General features: G+C 58.3%; 27 protein-coding genes and 1 tRNA gene. 11 read left to right on the top strand and 17 right to left on the bottom strand.

All coding sequences use genetic code 11. The annotated features are described in order from the left end of the window. Positions 1–7: 7 nt before the first annotated feature. Positions 8–412 (bottom strand): hypothetical protein, encoded by a 405-nt coding sequence (locus C8029_RS22100; RefSeq protein WP_193217672.1) that lies wholly within the window; start codon positions 410–412, stop codon positions 8–10. A 216-nt stretch (positions 413–628) separates the two neighbouring features. After that, on the bottom strand, positions 629–952 hold the full coding sequence (locus C8029_RS16425) for a PepSY domain-containing protein (RefSeq protein WP_152003311.1): 324 nt from the start codon (positions 950–952) through the stop codon (positions 629–631). Between the two features lie 143 nt (positions 953–1,095). Between C8029_RS16425 and C8029_RS16430 the strand changes: the two genes are divergently transcribed. Continuing rightward, complete coding sequence (locus C8029_RS16430) at positions 1,096–1,755, top strand: response regulator transcription factor (RefSeq protein WP_009573403.1); 660 nt, start codon at positions 1,096–1,098, stop codon at positions 1,753–1,755. Beyond that, positions 1,752–3,101: an ATP-binding protein gene (locus C8029_RS16435; RefSeq protein WP_152003312.1), complete on the top strand. Its 1,350-nt coding sequence runs from the start codon at positions 1,752–1,754 to the stop codon at positions 3,099–3,101. The genes C8029_RS16430 and C8029_RS16435 overlap by 4 nt, the downstream gene beginning before the upstream one ends. 222 nt (positions 3,102–3,323) lie before the next feature. Here C8029_RS16435 and C8029_RS16440 read toward each other — a convergent pair whose 3' ends face one another. From C8029_RS16440 to C8029_RS16460, 5 genes are all read right to left on the bottom strand, one after another. Then, complete coding sequence (locus C8029_RS16440; protein WP_152003313.1) at positions 3,324–4,088, bottom strand: ABC transporter ATP-binding protein; 765 nt, start codon at positions 4,086–4,088, stop codon at positions 3,324–3,326. After that, positions 4,085–5,125, bottom strand: a complete 1,041-nt coding sequence (locus tag C8029_RS16445; protein WP_152003314.1) for a FecCD family ABC transporter permease — start codon at positions 5,123–5,125, stop codon at positions 4,085–4,087. Before C8029_RS16445 ends, C8029_RS16440 begins: the two co-directional genes overlap by 4 nt. Further along, the gene (locus C8029_RS16450; RefSeq protein ID WP_152003315.1) at positions 5,122–6,129 is read right to left on the bottom strand and encodes an ABC transporter substrate-binding protein; all 1,008 of its coding nucleotides are present in this window, start codon (positions 6,127–6,129) and stop codon (positions 5,122–5,124) included. The genes C8029_RS16445 and C8029_RS16450 overlap by 4 nt, the downstream gene beginning before the upstream one ends. A 418-nt stretch (positions 6,130–6,547) precedes the next feature. Then, a tRNA-Ala gene (locus tag C8029_RS16455) sits at positions 6,548–6,623 on the bottom strand. A gap of 140 nt (positions 6,624–6,763) precedes the next feature. Beyond that, positions 6,764–7,069: a TIGR02300 family protein gene (locus C8029_RS16460; protein WP_009573398.1), complete on the bottom strand. Its 306-nt coding sequence runs from the start codon at positions 7,067–7,069 to the stop codon at positions 6,764–6,766. Between the two features lie 163 nt (positions 7,070–7,232). On the opposite strand from C8029_RS16460, the gene C8029_RS16465 reads away from it, so the two are divergent. The 3 genes from C8029_RS16465 to C8029_RS16475 all read left to right on the top strand — a co-directional run bounded on the left by C8029_RS16465 (position 7,233) and on the right by C8029_RS16475 (position 9,182). Next, positions 7,233–7,928, top strand: a complete 696-nt coding sequence (locus tag C8029_RS16465; RefSeq protein WP_152003316.1) for a M48 family metallopeptidase — start codon at positions 7,233–7,235, stop codon at positions 7,926–7,928. A gap of 31 nt (positions 7,929–7,959) precedes the next feature. After that, a complete protein-coding gene (locus C8029_RS16470; protein ID WP_040402851.1) occupies positions 7,960–8,613 on the top strand; it encodes a GntR family transcriptional regulator in 654 nt (217 codons plus the stop codon). An 83-nt stretch (positions 8,614–8,696) separates the two neighbouring features. Continuing rightward, positions 8,697–9,182, top strand: coding sequence for an acyl-CoA thioesterase (locus tag C8029_RS16475; RefSeq protein WP_009573395.1), 486 nt, complete (start codon positions 8,697–8,699; stop codon positions 9,180–9,182). Between the two features lie 46 nt (positions 9,183–9,228). Here C8029_RS16475 and lpdA read toward each other — a convergent pair whose 3' ends face one another. The 7 genes from lpdA to sucC all read right to left on the bottom strand — a co-directional run bounded on the left by lpdA (position 9,229) and on the right by sucC (position 18,192). Then, positions 9,229–10,623: a dihydrolipoyl dehydrogenase gene (gene lpdA, locus C8029_RS16480; RefSeq protein WP_152003317.1), complete on the bottom strand. Its 1,395-nt coding sequence runs from the start codon at positions 10,621–10,623 to the stop codon at positions 9,229–9,231. 37 nt (positions 10,624–10,660) lie between these two features. Further along, complete coding sequence (locus tag C8029_RS16485) at positions 10,661–11,056, bottom strand: MAPEG family protein (RefSeq protein ID WP_226946372.1); 396 nt, start codon at positions 11,054–11,056, stop codon at positions 10,661–10,663. Beyond that, a complete protein-coding gene (locus tag C8029_RS16490) occupies positions 11,056–11,448 on the bottom strand; it encodes an MAPEG family protein (RefSeq protein WP_152003319.1) in 393 nt (130 codons plus the stop codon). Before C8029_RS16490 ends, C8029_RS16485 begins: the two co-directional genes overlap by 1 nt. A 76-nt stretch (positions 11,449–11,524) precedes the next feature. After that, positions 11,525–13,015 (bottom strand): 2-oxoglutarate dehydrogenase complex dihydrolipoyllysine-residue succinyltransferase, encoded by a 1,491-nt coding sequence (gene odhB, locus C8029_RS16495; protein WP_152003320.1) that lies wholly within the window; start codon positions 13,013–13,015, stop codon positions 11,525–11,527. A 4-nt stretch (positions 13,016–13,019) separates the two neighbouring features. Continuing rightward, positions 13,020–15,980: a 2-oxoglutarate dehydrogenase E1 component gene (locus C8029_RS16500; RefSeq protein WP_009573390.1), complete on the bottom strand. Its 2,961-nt coding sequence runs from the start codon at positions 15,978–15,980 to the stop codon at positions 13,020–13,022. Between the two features lie 125 nt (positions 15,981–16,105). Further along, positions 16,106–16,993: a succinate--CoA ligase subunit alpha gene (sucD, locus tag C8029_RS16505; protein ID WP_009573389.1), complete on the bottom strand. Its 888-nt coding sequence runs from the start codon at positions 16,991–16,993 to the stop codon at positions 16,106–16,108. 5 nt (positions 16,994–16,998) lie between these two features. Beyond that, entirely contained in the window at positions 16,999–18,192 is a 1,194-nt protein-coding gene (gene sucC, locus C8029_RS16510; RefSeq protein ID WP_009573388.1) for an ADP-forming succinate--CoA ligase subunit beta, read from the bottom strand. Between the two features lie 344 nt (positions 18,193–18,536). Here sucC and C8029_RS16515 point away from each other — a divergent pair, with 344 nt between their 5' ends. Beyond that, the gene (locus tag C8029_RS16515) at positions 18,537–19,202 is read left to right on the top strand and encodes an outer membrane protein (RefSeq protein ID WP_152003321.1); all 666 of its coding nucleotides are present in this window, start codon (positions 18,537–18,539) and stop codon (positions 19,200–19,202) included. Between the two features lie 58 nt (positions 19,203–19,260). Here C8029_RS16515 and C8029_RS16520 read toward each other — a convergent pair whose 3' ends face one another. Further along, complete coding sequence (locus C8029_RS16520) at positions 19,261–20,250, bottom strand: glycosyltransferase family 2 protein (RefSeq protein ID WP_152003322.1); 990 nt, start codon at positions 20,248–20,250, stop codon at positions 19,261–19,263. Positions 20,251–20,322: 72 nt separating this feature from the next. Continuing rightward, positions 20,323–21,285 (bottom strand): malate dehydrogenase, encoded by a 963-nt coding sequence (gene mdh / locus C8029_RS16525; protein ID WP_152003323.1) that lies wholly within the window; start codon positions 21,283–21,285, stop codon positions 20,323–20,325. 161 nt (positions 21,286–21,446) lie between these two features. On the opposite strand from mdh, the gene C8029_RS16530 reads away from it, so the two are divergent. Further along, positions 21,447–22,199, top strand: coding sequence for a sulfite exporter TauE/SafE family protein (locus tag C8029_RS16530; protein WP_009573384.1), 753 nt, complete (start codon positions 21,447–21,449; stop codon positions 22,197–22,199). A gap of 5 nt (positions 22,200–22,204) precedes the next feature. Here the strand turns inward: C8029_RS16530 and C8029_RS16535 are convergent, their stop codons facing one another. Continuing rightward, a complete protein-coding gene (locus C8029_RS16535) occupies positions 22,205–22,516 on the bottom strand; it encodes a hypothetical protein (RefSeq protein WP_152003324.1) in 312 nt (103 codons plus the stop codon). A gap of 232 nt (positions 22,517–22,748) precedes the next feature. On the opposite strand from C8029_RS16535, the gene C8029_RS16540 reads away from it, so the two are divergent. The 4 genes from C8029_RS16540 to C8029_RS16555 are packed head-to-tail and all read left to right on the top strand — an operon-like array spanning position 22,749 to position 25,396. Next, a complete protein-coding gene (locus C8029_RS16540; RefSeq protein ID WP_009573382.1) occupies positions 22,749–23,603 on the top strand; it encodes an HpcH/HpaI aldolase/citrate lyase family protein in 855 nt (284 codons plus the stop codon). A gap of 2 nt (positions 23,604–23,605) precedes the next feature. Next, positions 23,606–24,163 carry an NnrU family protein gene (locus C8029_RS16545; protein ID WP_009573381.1) on the top strand — a complete coding sequence of 186 codons (558 nt, stop codon included), beginning with the start codon at positions 23,606–23,608 and terminating at the stop codon, positions 24,161–24,163. Next, the gene (locus C8029_RS16550; protein WP_009573380.1) at positions 24,160–24,363 is read left to right on the top strand and encodes a DUF1737 domain-containing protein; all 204 of its coding nucleotides are present in this window, start codon (positions 24,160–24,162) and stop codon (positions 24,361–24,363) included. Before C8029_RS16545 ends, C8029_RS16550 begins: the two co-directional genes overlap by 4 nt. A 1-nt stretch (position 24,364) precedes the next feature. Further along, a complete protein-coding gene (locus C8029_RS16555; RefSeq protein ID WP_009573379.1) occupies positions 24,365–25,396 on the top strand; it encodes a MaoC family dehydratase in 1,032 nt (343 codons plus the stop codon). Positions 25,397–25,582 lie beyond the last annotated feature (186 nt).

Below are 25,582 nucleotides of genomic sequence, written 5' to 3' on the forward strand. Positions count from 1 at the left end.
GCAACATTTAATTCACTTGAACCTGAGGGGGCGTGTCGGTGTTGAAGAGTCCGTTTTGCGGAGGGGCAACGGTGCCTGCGGGTGCAGGCGAGTTGGTGGTCCCGCCGCAGTCGTCATCGTCATCCTCGCCGTATTTGCTTTTGCGACGATCATCGTCATCGTCATCGTCATCGTCTTCGCACTCGTCATCATCGTCGTCGTCATCATCCCCAAGCCAACGCAACCAACCGTGCCGCTCATTGTCATCATCACTGACAAACATGAGAGAGGGTGTGTTTGAGGTGTCGGTGCCTGCGGACACGGCGTTGAGCGGTATGCCAAAAAGGGGCGCAGAGGGGCCGCTCCATGCCGGCAAGCCGAGCGTGGCGCAGAGGGCGGTGGAAGCGACAAGAAGGGGTACAGTCTTTTTCATCGATACAGGTCCTTTGTTCATTTTGTGACACATTGAAGCGCCAACCTGAGCGTCTCCTGACGCGGAAAAGATTTTTGCTTCAGCTTGCTGTCAGGTGCCAAAGTCGGGTCGAAAAAAGGCCCCGCCGGTTAGGACGGGGCCAGGGGGGCCGAGGGGACACACGGCATGGGAAACAAGATGCGGGAAACAAGATGTGGGAAAACAAAGCGCAGGCATTCAATCGTCATGGCGCTCGCTGGGGTTAACGCGGTGATGATCGTCGTCATCCCCTTCGTCTTCATATTCGAAATCAAGCACTTGAAGCGTCTCGGGGTGTACCGTCACTTCAATCGGACGGCCCTCAACATCGCTGCCGATGATCTCATAACAGCCATCGTCGATTTTGATCCGGCGCACCGTCCAGCCGTTTTCTTGCGCCAGTTGGGCCACCGCTTCGCGCGGCTGCCAATTGGCCATCGGTACAAAACAATCGTCCTCGGCCAAGGCCATCCCGGCGGGCAAAGCCATGAGAAAGCTCAGAATTGTCAATGGTGTCTTCATGGGCCAAACTCCGTTTTGCGGCCGTCTTGGGATGACATTGCATCTCCAAGCTGACGGGAACCTGACGCGCGACACATCTCTGCGTCAGCTTTGCGTCAGCCAGAAAGGTGATAGAAGATCATCAAGAGATAAAAGGGAAAGCCATGCGACTCCTGTTGATTGAGGATGACACTGTTTTGGGCGCCGCCGTGCGCGACCAGATCGCGGCGGATGGCCATTCGGTGGATTGGGCCAACCGTCTTGATGCAGCTATGGATGCGATCCATGGCGCGGCGTTTGATCTGATCCTGTTGGATTTGATGCTGCCCGATGGGCGCGGGATCGGATTTCTCAAAACCCTGCGCGCGCGAGGGGATGTGACCCCGGTGATCATCTTGACCGCCTTGGATCAGATTTCAGACCGGATCGAGGGGCTGAATGCAGGGGCCGATGATTATCTGGTCAAACCGTTCGATTTGGCGGAACTCTCTGCCCGGATCGGATCGGTCGCGCGGCGCTATTCCGGCAACCCAAATCCGATCATCAGCCACGGCGCGCTCGACATTGATCTCGCGGCGCACAGCGTGCATCGCGATGGCAAACAGGTGGCTTTAACCGCCCGCGAATGGGCCTTGCTGGAGGCGTTTTTGGCGCGTCCCGGCCAGCTTTTGTCGAAACCTCAACTCGAAGAAAAACTCTATGCCTTCTCCTCGGAGGTCGAAAGCAACACCATCGAAGTTCATGTCAGTCGCCTTCGCAAGAAGCTGGGCGCGGGGGTGATCGAGACGGAGCGTGGCATGGGCTACCGTTTGGGCAAACCATGAGAATGCCGCGCAGTCTTCAGGCCCGATTGGGGCTGTCGCTCGGCGTGTTGTTGACACTGTTGTGGATTGCGACGGCCTCTGTGACGGCGGTGATTTTGCGCCAGGAAATGGATGAGGTGTTTGACAGCGCATTGCAAGAAACCGCCCAACGAATTTTGCCACTGGCCGCCGTCGATATTGTCGGGCGCGATGACATCGGTGCGACGCAAAGGATCGGTGAGGTCCGCGAGCACAGCGAGTTTTTCACCTATGTCGTGCGCGACAGCGAAGGCCGCATCCTGTTGCAATCGCACGCCGCCGATCCGGCGATATTTCCCACCTATGATGGGCCGGGGTTTCGTCAAACCGCCACGCATCGGCTCTATAATGATGATGTGTTGCAAGGCAGCATTCGCATCACCATCGCCGAGCCTTTGGACCACCGCACACAGGTTGCGCGCGAAATTCAGATGGGGCTCGGCTTGCCGCTTTTGGTGGTGATCCCGGTGGCACTTTTGGCGATTGCTTTGGCGGTGCGGGCGAGTTTTGCGTCTCTACGCCATTTCCGCGCGCGGCTTGAGACGCGCAATGCGCGGGATTTGTCGCCGATTCCGGTGGATCATATGCCTGCCGAAGTCGCGCCGATCGCCGCCACGCTCAATGATCTGTTGCATCGTTTGAACGGTGCGTTTGAGGCCGAGCGCAGTTTTGCCGCCAATGCCGCGCATGAGTTGCGCACGCCTCTGGCCGGAGCCATCGCGCAGGCGCAGCGATTGCAAACGGAGACGGCTGACCCTGCGGCTCGCGCCCGCGCTGGCGAAATCGAAGCGACGCTGAAACGCCTCACCCGCCTGTCCGAGCGACTGATGCAATTGGCGCGCGCCGAAGGGGGGCGGTTGCGGTTGGATCAGGCCTCGGATTTGCGCGTGGTGGCGCAGTTGGTCGTTGAGGATATTGCGCGCACCACCGCCCCGGATCGCATTGTTTTGACCCTGCCAGAAAGCCCGGTGATGTCTGATCTGGACCCGGACGCTTTGGGTACCCTGTGCCGCAATCTGGTTGAAAACGCGCTGCGGCACGGGTCACAAAGCGCGCCTATCTTGGTGACATTGACAGCCGATGGTCAACTGAGCGTGTCCAACGAAGGCCCCGTGGTACCGCCCGAAACGCTGGCCCGCCTGACCGCCCGTTTTGAACGCGCCAGCGCCCAAACCGATGGCAGCGGGCTTGGCCTTGCCATTGTGGCGGCAATTGCCGAACGGATCGGCAGTCCGCTTGTCTTGATCTCGCCGCGGGTGGGCTCGGCGTCCGGCTTTGAGGCCAGTGTGCGATTGATCGCAGCGGATTTGGTCACACCTGCGCGCTAGGTGTGCGGGCGAAGAGGCTCCTCAAATCAAAACCCGAAGCACGCCAGCTTTGGGAGTGTTGTGATAGTCCGGGTGGATGGGAAAGGCCGCATAGATGTTTTCTCGATAGATGTTTTCTCGCCTGTGGATTGGCCTTGTGAAAGCCTCGGTGGTTGTCGACCAGAGGGTGCCAGCCCCCGGAGCCAGTTGCCGTACCGGCAAAACCGTTGGGTGTGGCCTACCTCATTGCGAACTGAACCGGATATGTGGCCGGTCGGCATCGGGCGATCCGCTTACATGCGCCGTGACCCGGAAGACATCGCGCAGGATTGCCTGTGTCAGCACAGCGTCGGGCGTGCCGCAGGCGCGAAGAGCCCCGGCCTCCAGTACCACGATCCGGTCGCAAAACATGGCGGCAAGGTTGAGGTCGTGTAGCGCGATAACGCTGGTCAGATCGAGATCGCGCACCATGCGCAGAATCTCGATCTGGTGGTGAATGTCGAGATGATTGGTCGGTTCGTCAAGGAACATCACCTGTGGAGTCTGCGCCAGCGCCCGCGCGATATGCACACGCTGACGTTCCCCTCCCGACAGGGTTTGCCAAGATTGCGTCCTGCGGGACGTCATGTCCACACGCTCAAGTGCGTGGGCCACCGCGGTCTCGTCTGTCTCGGACCAGCCCGCAAGGGCCGAACGGTGTGGTGTTCGACCCAGCCTCACAACATCGCGCACCGTGACATTGGTGTCGGTCGCCGCGCTTTGCTGGACAAAGGCAATCTGCCGCGACAGCGCTTTGCGGGGCACCTGCGCAATGTCCTGACCGTTGATTTCGACCCGCCCGGACAATGGGTGTCTCAAACCTGCCAGCAACCGCAACAAAGACGATTTTCCCGATCCGTTGGGGCCAATCAGGCCAAGCGTTTCACCCGGGGCAACTGTCAGTGATACGTCAGACACGATGGTCTTGCGCTTTACGCCCCATTTCAGGTTTTTCGCAACGACACTCATGTCTGAGGCCTCGCGCGGTAGAGAATGATCGCAAAGAACGGCACGCCGACCAGTGCCGTGACGACCCCAATTGGCACTGTTTGCTGTGTGGCGATGACCCGCGAGGCGATGTCGGCGATCACCATAAAGACCGCCCCCACGACCGCGCAGGCCGGTAGCAACCGTAGATGCAACGGCCCAATCACATATCGTGCCGCATGGGGCACGACCAACCCGACAAAGCCGATAGCACCCACCATGCTGACAATGGTCGCGGTCAGAAGGGCGGTCACCCCGAACAACACCAGCCGGATGCGGGCCACCGGCACGCCAAGCGCCGCGGCGTCTTCGTCACCGAAGGTAAATGCGTCAAGCGCCCGGCCCATCCAGATGCAGACGCCCAGGCTGACGATCACCACCACCAGAAGAAGCTGGACATCCGGCCAGCGCACGCCGCCGAAGCTGCCGAGAAGCCAGAACATCACGTCCCGTGCCTGTTGGGCATTACCGGACGTCGTAACGATGTAGGAGGTCAGCGCGTTGAACAGTTGCGACGCTGCCACACCGGCGAGGATCGTGTGGTTCGGGCCGCTCGTCGCCCCGTTGGACAAAAGCGCCACCAGCGCGAAGGCGGCGAAGGCGCCGGCAAAGGCTCCCAGCGACAGCGACAGTCCGCCCGCGCCGATGCCCAACACGATCACGCAGACCGCCCCGGTCGACGCCCCTGCCGAAACGCCCAGCACGAAAGGCTCGGCCAAAGCGTTGCGCAACAATGCCTGTAGGATCGCGCCGCATATCGCCAGCCCGGCTCCGGCCAGTGCGGCCACCAGCGCGCGGCTCAGGCGCAGGTTCCAGACGACGCTCTGCTCAATCGGTGCGATGTCGGCGCCGGTCAAGCCCAGCTCGTTGGTGACCGACAGGAACACCGTCTTCAGACTGATGTTGTAGTCACCAATCGCTGTCGCAGTGGCGACGGTGAAGGCCAGAACAATCAATGACAGGCACAGAAAGAGGGCAAGGCGGCCAGCTCCGCCCTCTGGCGCTTCAGACGCCATCATGGAAGATCGAGCGCCTTGAGTTGCTCGGCCACTTGCTCGGCGCCGTAGAGCGTGCGAATACTCGGGTTCATGGCGGCGCCGCTCATGACTACGATCCGTCCGTTGCGCACCGCCTCCATCTGGCTCACGGTTGGATCGGATTTCAGGAAGTCGATCTTGTTGTCTGCGGTGTCCAGATCCCAGCGGTTGCGGTCGACCTGTGCCACGACAAAAACCGTGGGATCGGCGGCCATAATGCCCTCCCAACCAACGGCTGGCCAGTCTGCTTCGGTTGTGATGGCGTTGGAGCCGCCAAGAACATCTGCGATGTAACCCGATGGGCCGTTGCCTCCGCCAAGATAGGCATCATCGGCGGGTGATGGGCTGGAGAACCAGAATAGGAAGGTCAGGTCCTCGTTCTCGGAGAATTGTGTGCGCAGGGCGGCCTCGCGCGCTTTGAAATCCTCGATCAACGCTTGTCCGCGTTCGGGTACACCGAAGATTTGGGACAAATCCTTGATCTCTTTATAGAGCAGGTCCATGCTCCAGAGCGCGTCGCGCGAGCCATAGGCATCGTTTGCATCGAGCGTGGTTGAACAGGCACTTGGCGAAAGATATGTCGGGATTCCAAGGTCCTCGAAATCCGATCGCTTGGCGACCTTGCTGTCAGGGCCGAGCAGCGTCGTGAGCATTGCCGCCACGAAGTCGGGTTGCTTCGAAAGCACGGATTCCAGCGATGGAAATTCGACGGTAAGTAGGTCGATCCCGCTATTGGCTTGCGCCACTTCTGGCAGCACGGCATTGGGCCAGAAGGCGGTTGCGGCCATCTGGTCTGACAAGCCCAGAAGCAGCATGATTTCTGCGCTGTTCTGCCCCAGGGCCACGGCATTTTGCGGGGCCTGTTCGAAGGTGACGGTCTGACCGCAGTTTTCGATCGTCAGAGGGTAGTCCGTTTCAGCCTGTGAGGCCAGGCTGGAAAACGCCAGCGCAGCATTTCCCAACGCCAGGATCAACTTGAGTCGCATCAACAGCCTCCTAATTCTTGAGTAGTTCAGTCGGAAATCGATTAATGGCATGCGAAACCAAGTTCAAGAGTGTTTTTGTCAGGAATTCACTGATGGATGTCTCACCTAGCGTTTCTCCTTCCCTCAGCACCCCCGAACGCCTGATGGCCGTCTCATTTTTCAGAAAAGAGTGCGGCCGCCAGAATCTGTAGCTGCCTGACCAGAGGGCCCGTACCCCGGAGCCAGCTTTCAATGAAAAAGGATCACTCATGGCGGATCGCGCGTTTGACTGGGGAAGGGCTGCAAAGCGATCAACACGCCGAAAGGCGCGGATCGAAGCCGCTTAGATTTTCGTAGGGAAAACAGCACCCGTCTTCGCGACAGAGGCAAATCCCCTGACACGAAAGGCAGAACTATCCGTCACTTTTCAATAGGAATTTGGTGGAGCCTAGCGGGATCGAACCGCTGACCTCCTGCATGCCATGCAGGCGCTCTCCCAGCTGAGCTAAGGCCCCATTTGACCGATTTTACCGCTGTGTCTGGCGGGGTGCGAGGGGCAATTTCCGCCCGCTCGCGCTTCCTAGGGTGTCTCGCTTGGGGTTGCAAGCGAAAAAATCCGGCCCCGTGAACTTTTTTACGAGGCCGCTTTCAGCCTTCAATCGTCGTCGTCTGCGGCCACGTCAGCGATCTCGTCGAGCGAGACATTGTCGTCATCGTCGTCCACGAGCAGATCGTCTTCGATATCGACATCTGCATCATCATCAATCAGCAGATCTTCATCATCGGCATCGTCGTCGATCGGGGCTGTTTTTTCGGCAATGGCCACGCGCGACTTGTTGTTCATGTCAAACGTGACGGTTTCGCCGGTGTAGGGCGACACGATCGGAGTTTTGTTCAGGTCGTAGAACCGTTTGCCGGTGGTTGGGCATACGCGCTTTACGCCCCATTCCTCATTGGGCATGATAATCCCTTTCGTCATAACTGGTCCAGGTGCGGAGATTGACGCGCCATGCCATATCACGGCGGGGGTGTCAAAGCCTTTCGCCCTCATCTAAAGTAAACACTGGGACAGACGGGTGGTAAAGAGCACGGACTCTTTAGCCCTAACGGAGAAAAGAGACGTCGTGAGCGAGACCATTTTGTTGGGCCAGCCGCCTGTGCAGATCACCCTGCGCCGCTCTGGGCAGGCACGCAGGCTCTCGCTGCGCGTGTCGCGGCTCGATGGACGTGTGACCTTGTCGATGCCAAAGCGGGTGCCTGAACGCGAAGCCATGGCGTTTTTGAGGGAAAAAGAACTTTGGATCAGAAAGCATCTTGAGGCCCGCACGCCCGACCAGACCGTGGGTTTTGGTCAGGCGATTCCTTTCTTGGGGCAACGGGTCGAGATCGTTCCCGGACAGGGGCGGGCGGCGCGTCTGATCGAGGGACAATTGCATGTGCCGGGTGCGGAGGATCGCGCGGCGGCCCGGGTGCAGGCCTTTCTCAAACTCCAAGCGCAACTGCGCCTCAGGGCCGCCTCCGATCACTATGCTGAGGCGCTTGGGACCACCTACGGGCGGATCTCCCTGCGCGACACCCGCTCGCGTTGGGGGTCATGTACCAGCGCGGGCAATCTGATGTATTCATGGCGGCTGGTGATGGCTCCGGCTGAGGTACTGGACTATGTTGCGGCGCATGAGGTGGCACATCGGTTGGAGATGAATCATTCGGACCGGTTTTGGGCGCATGTCGCCAGGGTTTGCCCCAATCATGCGCAACATCGGGCCTGGCTGCGTTCAGAAGGCGAAGGATTACATGCCTGGCGGTTCGAGACGGATTGACCTTGCGATGTTTTGTGATCACATTGCCCCCATGATCACACCCATCCCACGCCCCTCTGATACGCTCGGTGCCGCCCATGATCGGGTGTACCGCACTTTGCGCACGCGCATCATGCATGGCGAATTTCGCCCCGGCGAGGCGCTGACCCTGCGTGGGATTGGCAAAATGTTTGACGTGTCGATGACGCCCGCGCGCGAAGCGGTGCGGCGGTTGGTGGCCGATGGCGGGCTGAACCTCAGCTCCTCCGGTCGTTTGAGTACGCCGGAGCTGAGCAATGAGCGGATCGAAGAATTGGCCTCGATCCGGGCTCTGATCGAACCGGAACTGGCTTCTCGGGCCTTGCCGCGGGCGCATATGGCCCTGATCGAACGGCTGCAAACCATCAATGGCTCGATCGCGGAAATGGTCGCGAAACACGATGATGTCGGCTATATCCGCACCAATCTTGAATTTCATCGCACGCTGTATTTGCGGGCGCAAGCTCCGGCGATGTTGGCGCTGACGGAGACGGTTTGGCTGCAACTTGGCCCGACGATGCGCGCGCTTTATGCCCGTCTCAATCGCACGGAGGTGCCGCAAAACCACCGGCTGATTGTGGCCGCTTTGCGGGCGGGGGATGAGCCGGGATTGCGGCTTGCGGTGCGCTCCGATGTGACTCAAGGGTTACGGATGTTGGCGGTCTGAGGCGGGGTTTTGCCTAGAGTTCAATGCTTGACCTTTTCTGCTCTGCAGCGTCTTTTGGAGGGTAGGGTTTTGAAGGGATCGCCATGGCACGTTATTTAGAGATGACCGAACTGATGACGCCGGATATGGCGAATTTTTCCGGCAAGGTGCATGGCGGTGCTTTGCTCAACCATCTTGATCGCGTCGCCTTCTCTTGCGCCTCGCGCTATTCGGGCAAATATGCGGTGACCTTGTCCGTCGATCAGGTCACGTTCAAGGAACCGATTGCCGTGGGCGAATTGGTGCATTTTCGGGCGACGGTGAATTACGTCGGTCGCACCTCTATGGAGGTCGGCATCCGGGTCGAGGCCGAAGACATCCGCACCCAAACCGTGCGCCACACCAACTCCTGCTATTTCACCATGGTGGCGGTGGATGACGATGGTAAATCCGCCCCCGTGCCGCAGTTCGTGCCGGAGACGGAGATGGACCAGAAGCGTTGGAACTCCGCCGAACTGCGCAAAGTGTTGCGCCGCGAACATGCCGCACGGATGGCCAATATCGCCGCCACGGGCGAAGATAAGGCATGAAAAAAGGCGCCGGTTTAAGGCGCCTTTTCTTTGATCTTAGAACCGCTTAGGCGTGGATCGGACCGTCGCCACAGGCCAATGCCGCCTCACGCACAGCTTCCGAATAGGTCGGGTGGGCGTGGCAGGTCAGCGCGATGTCTTGGGCCGAACCGCCGTATTCCATCGCCACACAGATCTCGTGGATCATGTCGCCCGCTGCCGGGCCGATGATCGCGGCACCAAGCAAACGGTCGGTCTCTGCATCCGCGATGAGTTTGACGAAGCCATCGCCCTGGAACACGGCCTTGGCGCGGGCGTTGCCCATGAAAGAGAACTTGCCGATTTTGACCTTGCGGCCTTCTTCTTTCAGCTGCGCTTCGGTCTGGCCGACGGTGGCGACCTCGGGTGAGGTGTAGATCACGCCGGGGATCACGCCGTAGTTGACGTGGCCATGTTTGCCCGCAAGCACCTCTGCCACGGCCATGCCTTCGTCCTCGGCTTTATGCGCCAACATCGGGCCGACGATGGCGTCACCGATGGCGTAGATGCCTTTGACATTGGTGGCCCAATGGGCGTCGGTTTTGACCTGACCGCGCGGGGTGAATTCGACACCGAGTTCCGCCAACCCAAGACCGTCAGTGAAAGGTTTGCGGCCTGTGGCCACCAAAACGACATCGGCGTCAAGCGTGTGCTCAGAGTCGTCTTTTTTGAGTTTATAGGTGAGCTTGGCTTTGGTTTTCGAGGCATCCACACCCTGCACAGCCGCGCCAAGGATGAAGTTCAGGCCTTGTTTCTCAAGCAGCTTTTTGAAGGTGCGCTGGACGTCTGCGTCCATGCCGGGGGTGATGAAATCCATGTATTCGACCACGGTCACTTCGGAGCCAAGGCGGGCATAGACCGAGCCGAGTTCCAAGCCGATGACACCCGCGCCGATGACGGCGAGTTTTTTCGGCACTTTCGGCAACTCAAGCGCGCCGGTGCTGTCGACCACGACGCCGCCATCATTGTTGACCTCAACGCCCGGAAGCGAGGTCGGCACCGAGCCCGTGGCGATCACGATGTTTTTCGCCTCATGCACCTCGTCGCCGACTTTGACTTTGCCGACCGCCGGGACGGTGGCCCAGCCTTTGATCCAATCAATCTTGTTCTTTTTGAACAGGAATTCGATGCCGCCGGTGTTCTGACCGACCACATCATCTTTGTAAGATTTCATCTGATCCCAATCGACGGACGGGGATTTGCCTTTCAGGCCCATCTTGGCGAAATTATGCTCCGCCTCATGCAGATGGTGGGTGGCGTTCAACAGCGCTTTCGAGGGGATACAGCCGACATTGAGGCAGGTCCCGCCCAAGGTGTCGCGGCCTTCGACCACGGCGGTCTTGAGGCCCAGTTGGGCGCAGCGGATCGCGGACACATAGCCGCCGGGGCCAGCACCGATGATGATTACGTCGTAGGAAGCCATGGTCTTCTCCTTGGTCTTGAACTCTATGCGGGGCCGCTCAGATCAGAGCGGCAATGAAAAGGACGGCGATGGAGAGCATCGCCACCATCCAGATATAGGACCGCCACGGCGCCCATCCGAGGGCATAGGCGGGAATGTAGAACGCGCGGGCAAAGAGATAGACCCACGCCGCCGCCACGGTCACGCCGCTCGACTGACCCGTGACATGGATCAGGAGCACAGCGGCGGCGAAAAACGGGAACATCTGAATGTGATTGTCATAGGCGCGCAGCATCCGCGCCGTGACGGTGCGCATCTCGCGCGACGGTGCACGGTCGCGCGGGGAGGTGGTGTAGCCCGGCCCGACATCTTTGTTCGCCATGTAAGAGGCCACCACGAATTGCGCGATGTGCAAGAGGCCTGCGAGGGCGAGGGGGATGAGGGTTGGGGTCATCAAAAGAAGCTTGCGATGATCATGGCGAAGGTGGACAGCAGCCCCAAGAGGTAGAGGACCGAACGCCATGGCACCCAAGCAAACCGATAGGCAGGCACATAAAGCGTGCGGGCTGCGACAAAGAGCCAAGCGCAGATGCCGGTGAAGAGTGAGGTGCTGTCAGTGAATTCCACGAGTACCACGGCAATGATGAACAGGCCGATGTTTTCGGTGTGATTGGCCAAAGCACGGCGCAGACGTTTGGTGGCGTCCGAGAGGCTATCGTCCATGCCCTCACGCGTGCCCACATTGCCTTCCCGCCCGATGTCTTTCTCAAGCGCGCGCTGGGACCATTGCACAATTGCGAAATGGAGAAAGGCAGTTGCGGCGAGGGCGGCGAGTTCTGGGGTCATTTTTTGTCCTTTCCGGCTTTATTGACCGGAGAGATAGGGCGGGGCCGGAAATTGTCCCGCCCCCGCAGTGATCAAATCACAGATCCATCAACAACCGACGCGGGTCTTCGAGCGCTTCTTTGACGCGCACGAGGAAGGTCACGGCGCCTTTGCCGTCGACGATGCGGTGGTCATAGGACAGGGCCAGATACATCATCGGGCGGATCACAACTTGGCCATTGATCGCCATCGGGCGGTCTTGGATTTTGTGCATGCCGAGGATGCCGGACTGTGGCGGGTTGAGGATCGGCGAGGACATCAAGGACCCGTAGACACCACCGTTGGAGATGGTGAAGGTGCCGCCCTGCATTTCGGCCATGGAGAGTTTGCCATCACGGGCACGACGGCCTTTCTCGGAGATCGCTTTTTCGATTTCGGCAAAAGACATCGCATCCGCATCGCGAATGACCGGAACCACGAGGCCCTGCGGGGTGCCCGCCGCGACGCCCATGTTGACGTAGTTTTTGTAAACCACATCAGTGCCGTCAATCTCGGCGTTCACTTCCGGCACTTCTTTGAGCGCATGGACACAGGCTTTGGTGAAGAAGGACATAAAGCCCAAACGCACGCCGTGCTTTTTCTCAAACTCGTCTTTGTACTGATTGCGCAGCGCCATCACCTCGGTCATGTCGACCTCGTTATAGGTGGTGAGCATCGCGGCCGTGTTTTGCGACTCTTTGAGGCGGCGGGCGATGGTTTGACGCAGTTTCGTCATTTTCACGCGCTCTTCGCGGGCGGCATCCGAGGGCGCAGACGGTGCGCGCGGCGCGGCAGCGGGAGCCGGTGCGGCTTTCGGAGCGGCCATGGCTTTGAGCACATCGTCTTTCATGATGCGGCCATCTTTGCCAGTGCCAGTCACAGAAGACGCATCCACACCGTTTTCGGCCATCATTTTGGTGGCGGAAGGCGCGTTTTCAACGTCTTTACCTGTGGACGCAGCAGCCGGAGCGGCAGCGGCAGCCGGAGCAGCCGCAGAGGCGCCCGCACCCGAGGAAATCACGGCGAGTTTGGCGGAGGCATCCACGGTGGTGCCTTCGGCGGCGACGATTTCGGTCAACACACCGGCGGCAGGGGACGGCACTTCGACGGAGACCTTGTCGGTCTCCAACTCGCAGAGCATTTCATCCTGAGCCACCGTGTCGCCTACGGCTTTGAACCATGTGGCCACGGTCGCCTCGGTGACGGATTCGCCAAGGGTCGGGACCATGACATCGACAGAAGACCCAGACGAGGCCGGAGCAGCTGCGGGAGCGGCTTCGGCTTTCGGTGCGGGGGCAGCAGCGGCGCTGTCGCCTGCATTCAGCGTGGCCAAGAGCGCATCCACACCCACGGTGTCGCCCTCTTTGGCAATGATGTCGCCCAACGTGCCCGCCGCAGGGGAGGGGACTTCGACGGTCACCTTGTCGGTTTCCAATTCGCAGAGCATTTCGTCAACGGCAACAGTGTCGCCCGGCTGTTTGAACCAAGTTGCGACAGTGGCCTCAGTGACGCTTTCGCCAAGGGTGGGGACGCGGATTTCAACGGACATGTGATTATCCTTCGATGTTGAGCGCATCATTCACGAGCGCCGTTTGTTGTGCTTTGTGTTGGGATGCGAGACCAGTGGCTGGCGACGCGGAGGCGGCACGACCAGCATAGACCGGACGCGTGTGTGTGGCATTGATCCGGGTGAGGACCCATTCGATATTGGGCTCAACAAAGGACCAGCCGCCTTGGTTTTTCGGTTCTTCCTGACACCAGACGACTTCAGCCTCTTTAAAGCGCTCAAGTTCCTTGACCATCGAAAGCGCCGGGAACGGGTAGAATTGTTCAAGGCGCAGGATGTAGGTGTCGTCTTTGCCGGCCGCATCGCGGGCTTCAAGCAGGTCATAGTAGACCTTGCCCGAACAGATCACGACGCGTTTGATGTCTTTGTCGGCTTTCAGTTTCAGTTCCGATTTCTCGGTGCCGTAGGTGGCATCGGCATCATCCCAAAGGACGCGGTGGAAGGAGGAGCCTTCGATGAAATCAGCGGCCACAGAGGTCGCCAATTTGTGACGCAGCAAGGATTTCGGCGTCATCAGCACCAGCGGCTTGCGATACGAGCGATGCAACTGGCGGCGCAGAATGTGGAAGTAGTTCGCAGGGGTCGTGCAGTTGGCCACGATCCAGTTGTCCTGACCACACATTTGCAAGAAGCGTTCAAGGCGGGCGGAAGAGTGTTCCGGGCCTTGGCCCTCATAGCCATGCGGCAAAAGCATCACGAGACCGGACATGCGCAACCATTTACTTTCACCCGAGGAGATGAATTGGTCGAACATGATCTGCGCGCCATTGGCGAAGTCACCAAACTGCGCTTCCCAAAGCGTCAGAGCATTCGGTTCGGCCAGAGAGTAGCCGTATTCAAAACCCAAAACCGCATATTCGGAGAGCATCGAGTCGATGACCTCGTAATGGGCCTGACCTTCGCGGATGTGGTTCAGAGGGTAGTAGCGATCCTCGGATTTTTGATCAATCAGAGCCGAATGGCGCTGAGAGAAGGTGCCGCGCGTACTGTCCTGTCCCGCCAAACGCACCGGATACCCCTCGGTCAAGAGCGAGCCAAAGGCAATCGCTTCGCCGGTGGCCCAATCAAACCCTTTGCCGGTTTCAAACATCTGTGCCTTGGCTTCAAGTTGACGGGCCACGGTTTTATGGATGTTGAAATCGTCGGGATGCGAGGTCAGCGACCGGCCGATTTGGGCCATCGTGTCTTGCGAAATCGCGGTTTGACCGCGCTGATATTCTTCGCCCTCACGGTTGATATGCGACCACCGCCCGTCAAGCCAATCGGCCTTGTTCGGTTTAAAGGTCTTGCCCGCTTCGAACTCGTCATTGAGCTGCGCCTGGAACGCCGCTTTCATGTCCTCGATCTCGCCCTCGGGGATGAGACCATCGGCCACGAGACGCTCGGTGTAGAGTTGCAGCGTGGTTTTGTGCCGCTTGATGCTGGTGTACATCTGCGGGTTGGTGAACATCGGCTCGTCGCCTTCGTTGTGACCAAAGCGGCGATAACAAAAGATGTCGAGAACCACGTCTTTGTGGAACTTCTGACGGAACTCCGTGGCGACTTTCGCGGCGTGCACCACGGCCTCCGGGTCATCGCCGTTGACGTGGAAAATCGGGGCCTCAACGACCAGCGCGTTGTCGGTCGGGTAAGGCGAAGAGCGCGAGAAATGCGGCGCGGTGGTGAAGCCGATCTGGTTGTTCACCACGATATGGATCGTGCCGCCGGTGCGGTGACCGCGCAGACCGGAGAGGCCAAAACATTCCGCCACAACACCTTGGCCCGCAAAGGCCGCATCGCCGTGCAGCAGGATCGGGATCACCGAGGTGCGCTCCGGGTCTTTGTTCTGATCGGTCTTGGCGCGGGCCTTGCCCAGAACCACCGGGTTCACCGCCTCAAGGTGCGAGGGGTTCGCGGTCAGCGACAGGTGGACCTTGTTGCCGTCAAATTCGCGATCCGAGGAGGCGCCGAGGTGATATTTCACATCGCCCGAGCCGTCCACGTCCTCAGGCTTGAACGAACCACCTTGGAATTCGTTGAAAATCGCACGGTAGGGTTTGGACATCACATTGGCCAAAACCGACAAACGGCCGCGGTGCGGCATGCCGATGACAACCTCTTTGACGCCAAGACTGCCGCCGCGTTTGATGATTTGCTCCATCGCCGGGATCAGGCTTTCTCCGCCATCAAGACCAAAGCGTTTGGTGCCCATGTATTTGACATGAAGGAATTTTTCAAAGCCCTCAGCCTCAACCAGCTTGTTGAGAATGGCTTTGCGGCCTTCGCGGGTGAACTGGATTTCCTTGCCGTAGCCTTCGATCCGCTCTTTCAGCCAACCGGCCTGTTCAGGATCGGAAATATGCATGTATTGCAGCGCGAAAGTGCCGCAATAGGTGCGTTTGACGATGTCCATGATCTGACGCATCGAGGCATGTTGCAGCCCCAAAACATTGTCGATGAAAATCGGGCGATCCATGTCGGCTTCGGTGAAGCCGTAAGAGCGCGGGTCAAGCTCCGGGTGCTGGGTCTCTTCACGCATTTTCAGCGGATCGAGATCGGCGGCCAAATGGCCCCGGATGCGGAAGGCACGAATGATCATGATCGCGCGGATCGAGTCGAGCACAGCGCGTTTGATTTGATCCTCAGAGATCTCAACGCCTTTTTCGACGGCTTTCTCTTTGATCTTTTTCGCGGCAGCAACCGGTTCGGCCCATTGCCCGTCCAACGCCTGGGTCAGGTCGTCATGCGGCACAGGCGGCCAATCGGCGCGCGCCCAAGACGGCCCTGCGGCCTCGGCGGTAACATCCGATGCGGCATCGCCCAGAGAGTTGAAAAACTCAGCCCAGGAGGCGTCCACAGAGGAGGGATCTTGGGTGTATTTCGCATAGACCTGTTCAAGGTACTCCGCGTTATGCCCCTGCATAAAGGAAGAGGCGTGAAGGATGTCGTTGGGGCTCTGGTCGTTCATGTTACTGACCTTCTGAGGGCGTCTGAAATTGGGTCGCTTTGACGTTTGGGCCGTTTTTGCGGCAAAGCCTGCGTCCGATGAGACCACCGGGCGCAGGCTGTTTTTAAGAGCTGAGCGCCGTTGGCTTAGCCTTTGTTGATCGCTTCCATCACAGCTTCGCCAAGGGTGGCGGGGCTGTCAGCGACCACGATACCAGCGGATTTCATCGCTTCGATCTTGGACTCTGCATCGCCTTTGCCGCCTGCCACGATGGCTCCAGCGTGACCCATGCGACGGCCCGGAGGGGCTGTGCGGCCCGCGATGAAACCAGCGGTCGGTTTCCAACGGCCTTTTTTCTTTTGCTCGGCCAGGAATTCAGCCGCTTCTTCTTCTGCGGAGCCGCCGATTTCACCGATCATGATGATGGAGGTGGTTTCCGGATCATCGAGGAACATGTCCAAGACGTCGATATGCTCGGTGCCCTTGATCGGGTCGCCGCCGATGCCCACGGCCGTGGACTGACCCAAACCGAGGTCGGTGGTCTGTTTCACAGCTTCGTAGGTCAGCGTGCCGGAACGGGACACCACACCAACAGAACCGCGACGGTGGATGTGACCGGGCATAATGCCGATTTTGCACGCATCAGGCGTGATCACGCCGGGGCAGTTCGGGCCGATGAGGCGTGATTTGCTGTCGATCAGGGCGCGTTTCACCTTCATCATGTCGAGCACCGGAATGCCCTCGGTGATGCAGATGATCAATTCCATTTCGGCGTCGATCGCCTCAAGGATGGAATCCGCGGCAAAGGGCGGCGGCACATAGATCACGGAAGCATTGGCTTCGGTCACAGCTTTCGCTTCGTGAACCGAGTTGAACACCGGCAGGTTGAGGTGGCTGGAGCCGCCTTTGCCGGGCGTCACGCCGCCAACCATTTTTGTGCCATATGCGATGGCTTGTTCCGAGTGGAAGGTGCCCTGCGAGCCAGTGAAGCCCTGACAGATGACCTTGGTGTTTTCGTTTACAAGAATTGCCATGGGTTTTAGCCTTTCACCGCTTTAACGATTTTCTGCGCGCCGTCTTTGAGGTTGTCAGCGGCAATCACGTTCAAGCCAGAGTTTTTGATGATCTCTTTGCCGAGTTCGACGTTGGTGCCTTCGAGACGCACAACGAGCGGAACGGTCAGACCAACGTCTTTCACGGCGGCGATGACGCCCTCAGCAATCACATCACAGCGCATGATGCCGCCGAAGATGTTGACCAGGATGCCTTTGACGTTCGGATCAGAGGTGATGATTTTGAACGCTTCGGTCACTTTCTCTTTGGTCGCGCCGCCGCCCACGTCGAGGAAGTTGGCAGGCTCTGCGCCGTAGAGTTTGATGATGTCCATGGTGGCCATCGCCAGACCCGCACCGTTCACCATGCAGCCGATTTCACCGTCAAGCGCGATGTAGTTCAGGTCATGCTGGGATGCGGCCAGTTCTTTCGGGTCTTCTTCGGTCTCGTCGCGCAGACCCACGATGTCGGGGTGGCGGTACAGAGCGTTGCCGTCGAAACCCGCTTTACAGTCGAGACATTTGATGTCGCCAGCCGGGGTCACGATCAGCGGGTTGATTTCCAGCATCTCCATGTCTTTTTCGACGAAGAGGCGGTACAGGTTCTGGATCAGTTGCGAACACTGTTTGATCTGTTTGCCCTCAAGGCCCAGAGCAAACGCGACGCGGCGACCGTGAAAGCCCTGAAGGCCGGTCGCGGGATCGACGGAGAAGGAGAGGATTTTGTCAGGGGTGTTTTCAGCCACCTCTTCGATGTCCATGCCGCCCTCGGTGGAGCACACGATGGACACGCGGGACGACTGACGATCGACGAGCAACGCGAGGTAGAGTTCGCGGGCGATGTCGGAGCCATCTTCGATGTAGATGCGGTTGACCTGTTTGCCAGCCGGGCCGGTCTGATGCGTGACCAGAGTATGGCCGAGCATTGCATTGGCTTCTTTCGCGGCTTCCTCGACGGATTTCGCAAGACGCACGCCGCCTTTTTCGCCAGCGCCAGCCTCTTTAAAGGTGCCTTTGCCGCGACCACCTGCGTGAATCTGCGCTTTGACAACCCAAAGCGGCCCGTCAAGTTCGCCCGCTGCGGTTTTTGCGTCGGCCGCGTTCAAAACGACACGACCGTCGGAAACCGGCGCGCCGTATTCCTTGAGGAGGCGTTTGGCCTGATACTCGTGGATGTTCATTAGAGATGTCCTCTCCCTGGTTCGATTGGCCCTGACATGACACACCGCTTGGCGCAAACGAAAGGATTTTTCGACCGTTAGCGATAAATAGCCGATGTTTTTGAATTTTGTGATCACAGCAATAATTCGTGTGATCACAAAATGCATTCTATGTGGCAATGGAGGCCTGAAAAAAGAATCGACGCACGGATGTGTTTGCCTTTCATGCGCAATTGGCTGATGTCGCATGTCAGTGTGGTTCGGGCGCGACGCTTGCGCGCATTCGCACAGCTTGGGGTCGCGATATATGCCAAATATGGTGTATGTAGAGGCAAAGAGACTCACTTGCGAAATGAATTGGAAACATGATGCGCAGCATTGCACTGAAAGCCACATTGGCCGCAACGGTGGCGACCCTTGCCCCACTGTCCGCGGCGCAGGCGGAGAATTTTACCATCTCTGTCTACTCCGGCTACCAAACAGCGCCACATAGTGGGGTGTCCGGCAACGATGGCGTGGAGGATTTTGATTTCACCACCGGTTGGGATGGCAAGAGCTTTGAAATGCCGCCTTATTACGGCATCCGTGGCACTTGGTGGGTGCGGGATAATTTCGGCTGGATCGCGGATTTCAACCACACCAAGGTTTATGCTGACGAAGACGACATGGCGGCAAACAAGTTTTCAACGCTGGAATTCACCGATGGGCTGAACAACCTGACGGTGGGGCCGATCTGGCGTTGGCCGGGGGCGTGGAACAAGCTCACCCCCTATGCGAGCGTCTCCGCCGGGATCGTCATTCCGCATGTCGAGGTGGTCACCGCCAATACGAACACCATCGAATACCAAATCGCCGGGCCGACCGTCGCCGTTGTGCTGGGTGCAAGCTATGCGATCAATGACACATGGGATGTTTTTGGCGAATACAAAGGCACCTATAGCCAAGTCAAAGCGGACCTGAACGGTGGTGGCACGTTGGAAACCGACATCATCACCAATGCGCTTAACTTCGGCGTGGTCTATAATTTCTAAACGATCCTAGGTTGAACGTCTTAAGCCGGGTCCGAAAGGGCTCGGCTTTTGCTTTGCGCTAAAGCTCTAACCCGGCTTTTGCGATCAGCGCCGCTTCACGCACCCGCAGCAGGGCGTCGAACGTGGCGGGTGACAGGTCCAGATCGGCGCAGGCTTCGGGTACAAAAGGTACCTCGTACAACACACCCAAAATGCCAAGGATCGTCGCCTGATGCTCGGTCAGGCTTTGTACCCCGCGCACCAGTTGGAGTAGCGCGTTTGGATCATTGGCGTGATCGCGGATAAAGCGAAATTGCGCGCTGCGTTCTTGGCCGATTTTTCGTTTTGGCCCCGCGTAGTTCTCAAAGGCTTTTCGAAGCAATTTCAAAGCGTAATGCAGTTCGGTCAGCCCATCGAAATGCAGCAAGAGCCGGGAGTCGGATTTGACCAGTTTGCTCGGATCAGGCCCATTGGGGGTGTGAATCCCCATGGTCCAATCGCGCCCTGTGCGCACAATGGTTTTGCCGACGCGATGGCCGGTCAGGCCAAAGTTGAGAAACGTGGCAAACCGTCCAAAAAGCGCCTTGGCGTCTGTTTCAGTGAACCCGACTGGGCCACGAAATGCGCCCTCGAAAATATGTATTCCGGGTTCTGAGGCACGGTGGACGCGCTCAAGATTGCCCAAGACGATGCCGTCTGCGACGTGTTCACGTGCCAATAGTGCCGACAAAGTTGGGCCGTCTGAGATGAATTCATCGACGTCGCAATGCAAAAGCCAGTCACAGCCAGTGGTGCGATAGGCGCGGGTGGCATTGAATTTCTGCCGCCCGAGGTGACGACCGGGGCGGCGACCTTGATTGACCTTTTCCCAGTAGGCCTGATCACAGCGAGTCAGGATGCACCCCTCAAGACCGTGGAGCAAAGCTTCGGCTTTTGGGTTGGGGCGATCGAGGAAAATATGCACTTCGCGCGCGCCAATGGCCAGGTGATGCCGGACAAAAGCGGCGATCAGCGGCGCGGGTTCGTCGGCCAGCGCGGCGATAGCCCAAGACGGTCCATCCAGTGTCACAGGTTTGAAACTCCAACAAAAAACCCCGCGCCTCGGGGAGGCACGGGGTCCATTTAGTAAGCTCTCAGAGCATCAGGCAAGGTTGCTGTCGATGCCTTTGCACGCGTCGACGAGACCTTTGACGGCCTCAACCGATTTGTCGAACATGACTTGTTCGTCTTTGGACAGTTTGATGTCCACGACTTTTTCGATGCCGCCGGCACCGATGATGGTCGGAACGCCAACATACATGCCGTCAAGACCCAGCTCGCCATCGCAATAGGCGGCGCAAGGCAGCAGACGCTTTTGGTCTTTCAGGTAGGCTTCGGCCATCTCAATGGCGGAGGTCGCCGGTGCGTAGAAGGCAGACCCGGTTTTCAACAAGCCAACGATCTCTGCGCCGCCATCACGGGTGCGCTGAATAATCGCGTCGAGTTTTTCCTGAGTGGTCCAGCCCATTTCGACCAGATCCGGCAGCGGGATACCGCCAACGGTGGAGTAGCGGGTGGAGGGGACCATGGTGTCGCCGTGACCGCCCAGAACGAATGCGGTGACGTCTTTCATCGACACACCGAATTCGACCGAGAGGAAGTGACGGAAGCGGGCGGAGTCGAGAACACCGGCCATGCCGCAGACTTTGTTGGCCGGAAGGCCGGAGTATTGCTGAAGCGCCCAAACCATCGCGTCAAGCGGGTTGGTGATACAGATCACGAAAGCGTTCGGGGCATGTTCTTTGATGCCTTCGCCAACGGATTTCATAACTTTCAGGTTGATGCCCAAAAGGTCATCGCGGGACATGCCCGGTTTGCGCGGGACACCGGCGGTGACGATGCAGACGTCTGCGCCAGCGATGTCGGCGTATTCATTCGTGCCAATCATGGTGGCGTCGAATTTTTCGGACGGGCCGGATTCAGCGATGTCGAGCGCTTTGCCCTGCGGGGTCCCTTCAGAGATGTCGAACAAAACGACGTCGCCGAGTTCCTTGATGGCTGCGAGGTGGGCGAGCGTGCCGCCGATTTGACCTGCGCCGATGAGGGCAATCTTGGGTCTGGCCATGGAAAGTCTCCAATCAGTTGGTAAGATTGGGGCATGGGTAGCCCTTCACGGGCGTTCACGCAAGGCTGCGCTGCGGCAATGCATTAAGGTTTTCTCTGGCGTTAGCGATAACCGCTCTGTAATTTCGAGAAAAATCTCCTTTTGCCGTCTGGGTCCCCCGCATGACGTTTGATCTGCATTTCTTTCTCTTCGCCGTTCCCGCTGTGATTTTCGCAGGCCTGTCAAAGGGCGGATTTGGGTCTGCGGCCGCTTTTGCGGCGACACCGTTTTTGGCACTGATTCTCACACCGGGACAGGCGGTTGGCCTGATGTTGCCACTGTTGATGGTGATGGATGTGACCGCGATCCGGGTGTTTTGGCGCAAATGGGACGGGTCGGCGGCGCGTGTGTTGATCGCGGGGGCTGTGCCGGGGATTGTGATCGGGGCCTTGGTGTATGGCATCGCCAAACCCGAGGTGTTCAAATTTTTGATTGGTCTCGTTGCCATTGGCTTTGTCGCTTATCAGGGCGCCAAGGCGAAAGGGTGGATCAAGCCGCCGAAACGCACCATCGGTAGGTTTGGCGGTACGATGTGGGGGCTGGTGACCGGGTTCACCAGCTTTATATCCCACGCCGGAGGCCCGCCTGCGGCTGTTTATATGCTGTCACAACGGATGGACAAAACCACCTATCAGGCAACCTCTGTGTTGGTGTTTTGGGCGATCAACCTGATCAAAGTGGTGCCTTATTCCATCGTTGGGATATTCACGCCCGAGACGTTAAAGGCCGACCTGATGCTCTTCCCCTTTGCCATTCTCGGCGTGTTGATGGGAGCTTGGTTACACCATAAAATATCGGATCGGTTCTTTTTCGCGCTGGCCTATGTGTTCTTGGTGATCACGGGGGGCAAGTTGATTTGGGAGGCTTTGGGATAGCGCGCTTATGCGTCGTCGCCCTTGGCCTGCGCCACCTCGGCGGTCCTTTCAAACGCCTGACCCGAGGCGATGAGGCAGCTCACGCCAGTGGGGTGAGTCATCAAAAGCGTCCATGTGCCGGTCTCGGTGGAGGCAAAGAGTTCGACCACACCGTTGTTGGGCGCAAGGCCGATGGATTGGCGGCTTTCGCCATATTGGCTGCCCAATCGCTCAAGCACTTGATCGCGTTGACCGCAGGATTGTTGCGCGGTGGCCGGGGCGGGGAGGGTGAAACACCCAAACGCCCCGATCAGAGCGGCAAGAGAGATCAGTTTCATCGTCTTATCCTTTTCTAGCGTGGGGCGTTCGAGGGTGAACATCGGACATCCTGAGAAAATCATGCGGAAATCCTGCTGCAAGAGCGCTAAAAATATGGTTAAGGCGACGGGCTGAGAGGTGATTTGTGATCGCCTCTGAATGTAAAGTTTCTGCGCTGCGGAAATTTTGACCTTGCATAAAGGTGCGCTTGTGTGGCCTCTTGCGCAACAATATTGCGGAGGAAAAGAATCAATGTCCCAAGTCACCAATCGCCCCTATCGGTCTGCTCTTTACATCCCTGGCTCGAAGGAACGGGCGCTGGAAAAGGCCAAAGGTCTGGCCTGTGACGCGATCTTGTTTGATCTCGAAGATGCGGTCGCCCCTGACGAAAAAGAAAACGCCCGCGCTCTGCTTAAAGCCACGTTGGCGGCAGGCGGCTATGGCAATCGGGCGAAAATCGTTCGGGTCAACGGCTTTGACACCCAATGGGGCCGCGATGATGTGGCGGCATTCGTCGGCATGGACATCGACGGCATTCTGTTGCCGAAAGTCGAAAGTGCGGCGATGGTCGACGCTCTGGCGCAGGCTATTCCAGACGTGCCGCTTTGGGCGATGATGGAAACGCCTTTAGGCATGATCAACGCCGCAGAGATCGCCGCCCACCCGCGCATGGCTGGGTTTGTGATGGGCACCAATGATCTTGCCAAAGAATTGAACACCCGCTTTCGCGCCGACCGTTTGCCGATGATGGGCGGGTTGCACCTGTGTCTGATTGCGGCCAAGGCCTATGGGATCGTTGCGCTTGATGGCGTGTACAATGCGTTCAAGGACGAAGAGGGCCTGAAATTTGAATGCGATCAGGGCCGCGACATGGGCTTTGATGGTAAAACCTTGATCCATCCGGCTCAGTTGGACGTGGCCAATACCGCGTTTGCGCCAACGGACGCAGAGATTGATTTGGCGAAACGTCAGATCGAAGCCTTTGAGGCGGCAGAGGCCGCGGGCGAAGGTGTCGCAGTTGTGGATGGTAAAATCGTGGAGAATCTCCATATCGTAACGGCACGGGCGACCCTCGCCAAAGCTGATGCGATCAAATCAATGGAGTGACCATGACCCTTCTTATTCTCGGGCTGCTGCTGTGGAGCGGCGCCCATCTTTTTAAACGTCTCGCGCCTGATGCACGCGCCAAACTCGGTGACAAGGGCAGGGGGGGCATCGCGATTGCGCTGTTTGTGGCGCTGATCCTGATGGTGCTGGGCTTTCGTGGCTCCGAGACCGTCGATCTCTATGCGCTGCCACCCTATCTGCGCCATGTGAACAACACGCTGATGATTGTTGCGGTGTTTTTGCTGGCGCTGGGCCATTCCAAAAGCCGCCTGCGTGCCAAAATGCGCCACCCGATGCTGACCTCGGTTATGGTCTGGGGCGTGGCACATCTTTTGGTCAATGCCGATGCGGCATCAATCGTGCTGTTTGCTGGCTTGACCCTTTGGGCCTTGGTCGAAATGGCACTGATCAACCGCGCAGAGCCGAAACCTGTGCCCTATGCTGGCGGGTCCATGGCCGGAGACATTCGCCTGGTGATCATCAGCCTCGTGGTCTTTGCCGTGATTGCGGGCATCCATATTGCGCTGGGCTATAACCCATTCGTGGGGACGGTCGCATGAAAGCCTACCGCCTTTTGACCGAGGACGACACATCGGCCTTTTGTCACAAGGTGACAGAGGCGTTGAACAAAGGCTGGGCGCTCTACGGATCGCCCTCCTACGCCTATGACGAGAGCACAGGAAAAATGCGCTGTGCACAGGCGGTGACGAAAGAGGCGGACGGGGACTATAGCCCGGACGTGAAACTGGGAGGACTTTAGGGTGAAAACCAATTCGGGACATTTTTTCGAGGATTATAAGATCGGGCAAGTGATCGAGCACGCTGTGCCGCGCACAATCTCGGGCGGCGAGCGGGCGATGTATCACGCACTCTATCCGGCGCGTCATGCGCTTTATTCCTCGGATGAATTTGCGGAAAATTGCGGGTTGGACAAAAGCCCGCTGGATGATCTGATCGCCTTTCATGTGGTGTTCGGCAAATCCGTCCCGGATATTTCCCTGAATGCTGTCGCCAACCTTGGTTATGCCGAGGGGCGGTGGTTAAAGCCCGTTTACCCCGGCGACACGCTGCGCTCTGTGTCGGAGGTGATCGGCCTCAAACAGAACTCCAATGGCAAATCCGGTGTCGTCTATGTTCGCACCACCGGCCTCAATCAATTTGACGAGCCGGTGTTGGAGTATGTCCGCTGGGTGATGGTGCGCAAACGTGATCTGGACGCGCCTGCGCCTGAAACGGTGATTCCGGAACTGAAAGCCGTCGTGGCGCCCGAGGATTTGAAAATCCCCGAGGGACTTGATTTCCTGCGTTACAATTTCACTCTGGCGGGGGAACAGCATCGCTTTGCCGATTATGAGATTGGCGAAAAGATTGATCACGTCGATGGCGTGACGATTGAAGAAGCCGAGCACATGTTGGCGACGCGCCTGTGGCAAAACACCGCCAAAGTGCATTTCGATGCGACCAACCGCGAAGATGGCAAGCGCTTGATCTATGGCGGTCACGTGATTTCCATGGCGCGGGCTTTGTCGTTTAACGGGCTGGCCAATGCGCAGATGATCGTGGGCCTGAACGGTGGCGCTCATGCCAATCCGTGTTTCACCGGCGATACCGTGCGCGCCTATACCGAAGTGCTTGATAAGGCCGAAACCTCTGCGCCGGGCGTTGGTGCGTTGCGGTTACGCCTTGTGGCCTACAAACACGGCGCGCCGGAGTTTGCCTATAAGGACGCGGCGGGCAAATATCACCCGGATGTTTTGTTGGATCTGGATTACTGGGCGGTTGTGCCGCTGTAATGCGTTGCAATTCTCGATTTGTGTCTTAGTTTTGTGATCGCAAAAAGGGCCGCGCAGGGGATGTGCGGCCCTTTTTCCATCCCTGCGGCTGCCGTGGCGTGGATTCGAGGAATTCTCATGTTGAGTAAAACCCTAAGAAAAATGATTTGCCTTGTTTTGTGATCACAGCATAAAATTAGTGATCAC

Source organism: Roseobacter sp. TSBP12 (assembly GCF_009129705.1).
Taxonomy (GTDB): domain Bacteria; phylum Pseudomonadota; class Alphaproteobacteria; order Rhodobacterales; family Rhodobacteraceae; genus Celeribacter; species Celeribacter baekdonensis_A.

What these genes read in the sequence shown, in the direction of transcription:
- C8029_RS22100 (WP_193217672.1), bottom strand. Translation starts at nt 412, where the DNA reads ATGAAAAAGACTGTACCCCTTCTTGTCGCTTCCACCGCCCTCTGCGCC.
- C8029_RS16425 (WP_152003311.1), bottom strand. Translation starts at nt 952, where the DNA reads ATGAAGACACCATTGACAATTCTGAGCTTTCTCATGGCTTTGCCCGCC.
- C8029_RS16430 (WP_009573403.1), top strand. Translation starts at nt 1,096, where the DNA reads ATGCGACTCCTGTTGATTGAGGATGACACTGTTTTGGGCGCCGCCGTG.
- C8029_RS16435 (WP_152003312.1), top strand. Translation starts at nt 1,752, where the DNA reads ATGAGAATGCCGCGCAGTCTTCAGGCCCGATTGGGGCTGTCGCTCGGC.
- C8029_RS16440 (WP_152003313.1), bottom strand. Translation starts at nt 4,088, where the DNA reads ATGAGTGTCGTTGCGAAAAACCTGAAATGGGGCGTAAAGCGCAAGACC.
- C8029_RS16445 (WP_152003314.1), bottom strand. Translation starts at nt 5,125, where the DNA reads ATGATGGCGTCTGAAGCGCCAGAGGGCGGAGCTGGCCGCCTTGCCCTC.
- C8029_RS16450 (WP_152003315.1), bottom strand. Translation starts at nt 6,129, where the DNA reads ATGCGACTCAAGTTGATCCTGGCGTTGGGAAATGCTGCGCTGGCGTTT.
- C8029_RS16460 (WP_009573398.1), bottom strand. Translation starts at nt 7,069, where the DNA reads ATGCCCAATGAGGAATGGGGCGTAAAGCGCGTATGCCCAACCACCGGC.
- C8029_RS16470 (WP_040402851.1), top strand. Translation starts at nt 7,960, where the DNA reads ATGATCACACCCATCCCACGCCCCTCTGATACGCTCGGTGCCGCCCAT.
- C8029_RS16475 (WP_009573395.1), top strand. Translation starts at nt 8,697, where the DNA reads ATGGCACGTTATTTAGAGATGACCGAACTGATGACGCCGGATATGGCG.
- lpdA (WP_152003317.1), bottom strand. Translation starts at nt 10,623, where the DNA reads ATGGCTTCCTACGACGTAATCATCATCGGTGCTGGCCCCGGCGGCTAT.
- C8029_RS16485 (WP_226946372.1), bottom strand. Translation starts at nt 11,056, where the DNA reads ATGACCCCAACCCTCATCCCCCTCGCCCTCGCAGGCCTCTTGCACATC.
- C8029_RS16490 (WP_152003319.1), bottom strand. Translation starts at nt 11,448, where the DNA reads ATGACCCCAGAACTCGCCGCCCTCGCCGCAACTGCCTTTCTCCATTTC.
- odhB (WP_152003320.1), bottom strand. Translation starts at nt 13,015, where the DNA reads ATGTCCGTTGAAATCCGCGTCCCCACCCTTGGCGAAAGCGTCACTGAG.
- C8029_RS16500 (WP_009573390.1), bottom strand. Translation starts at nt 15,980, where the DNA reads ATGAACGACCAGAGCCCCAACGACATCCTTCACGCCTCTTCCTTTATG.
- sucD (WP_009573389.1), bottom strand. Translation starts at nt 16,993, where the DNA reads ATGGCAATTCTTGTAAACGAAAACACCAAGGTCATCTGTCAGGGCTTC.
- sucC (WP_009573388.1), bottom strand. Translation starts at nt 18,192, where the DNA reads ATGAACATCCACGAGTATCAGGCCAAACGCCTCCTCAAGGAATACGGC.
- C8029_RS16515 (WP_152003321.1), top strand. Translation starts at nt 18,537, where the DNA reads ATGATGCGCAGCATTGCACTGAAAGCCACATTGGCCGCAACGGTGGCG.
- mdh (WP_152003323.1), bottom strand. Translation starts at nt 21,285, where the DNA reads ATGGCCAGACCCAAGATTGCCCTCATCGGCGCAGGTCAAATCGGCGGC.
- C8029_RS16530 (WP_009573384.1), top strand. Translation starts at nt 21,447, where the DNA reads ATGACGTTTGATCTGCATTTCTTTCTCTTCGCCGTTCCCGCTGTGATT.
- C8029_RS16535 (WP_152003324.1), bottom strand. Translation starts at nt 22,516, where the DNA reads ATGAAACTGATCTCTCTTGCCGCTCTGATCGGGGCGTTTGGGTGTTTC.
- C8029_RS16540 (WP_009573382.1), top strand. Translation starts at nt 22,749, where the DNA reads ATGTCCCAAGTCACCAATCGCCCCTATCGGTCTGCTCTTTACATCCCT.
- C8029_RS16545 (WP_009573381.1), top strand. Translation starts at nt 23,606, where the DNA reads ATGACCCTTCTTATTCTCGGGCTGCTGCTGTGGAGCGGCGCCCATCTT.
- C8029_RS16550 (WP_009573380.1), top strand. Translation starts at nt 24,160, where the DNA reads ATGAAAGCCTACCGCCTTTTGACCGAGGACGACACATCGGCCTTTTGT.